The organism is Teichococcus oryzae (assembly GCF_008386565.1).
Lineage (GTDB): Bacteria > Pseudomonadota > Alphaproteobacteria > Acetobacterales > Acetobacteraceae > Pseudoroseomonas > Pseudoroseomonas oryzae.
Genome location: NZ_VUKA01000081.1, coordinates 1 through 609, shown reverse-complemented (window position 1 = coordinate 609; position 609 = coordinate 1). Strand labels below are relative to the sequence as shown.

Annotated in this window: 1 protein-coding gene; it reads left to right on the top strand. The window is 68.3% G+C overall.

Going from position 1 to position 609, the window contains the following annotated elements; genetic code table 11:
- Positions 1-609 (top strand): SOS response-associated peptidase (locus F0Q34_RS21615; protein WP_241665627.1); only part of this gene is annotated, 609 nt, incomplete at both ends.

The following is a 609-nucleotide window of genomic DNA, read 5'->3' as shown; positions in this document are numbered from 1 at the left end:
TGTACAGCATGACCTCGAGCCAGCAGGCGATTCGCGCGCTGATGCAGGTGATGGATGACCGCACCGGCAATCTGCCGCCGCTGCCCGCCATCTACCCCGACAGCCTGGCGCCGGTGGTGCGTCAGGCGGAGAAGGGCGGGCGGGAGCTGGCCATGCTGCGCTGGGGCATGCCGGGTCCGGCGCAGTTCGGCGGGCATCCTGTCACCAACATCCGCAACACCCGCAGCCCGCATTGGCGCCGCTGGCTGGGGCCCCCGCACCGCTGCCTGGTGCCGGTCACCGCCTTCTGCGAGTGGCAGGACACCAAGCCGAAGAAAACGCCGGTGTGGTTCGCGCTCGATGAGCAGCGGCCGCTCTTTGCCTTTGCCGGGATCTGGACCCGATGGACCGGCATCCGCGGCACCAAGGCCAACCCAGTGGAGGGGGAGCACCAGCTTTATGGCTTCCTGACCACCGAGGCCAACGACGTGGTGGGCTCGATCCACCCCAAGGCCATGCCGGTGCTGCTGACCACGCCGGAGGAGATGAACACCTGGATGGAGGCGCCGTGGGAGATTGCGAGGGAGCTGCAGCGGCCATTGCCGGACGGGCAGATGCAGATCGTGGCCA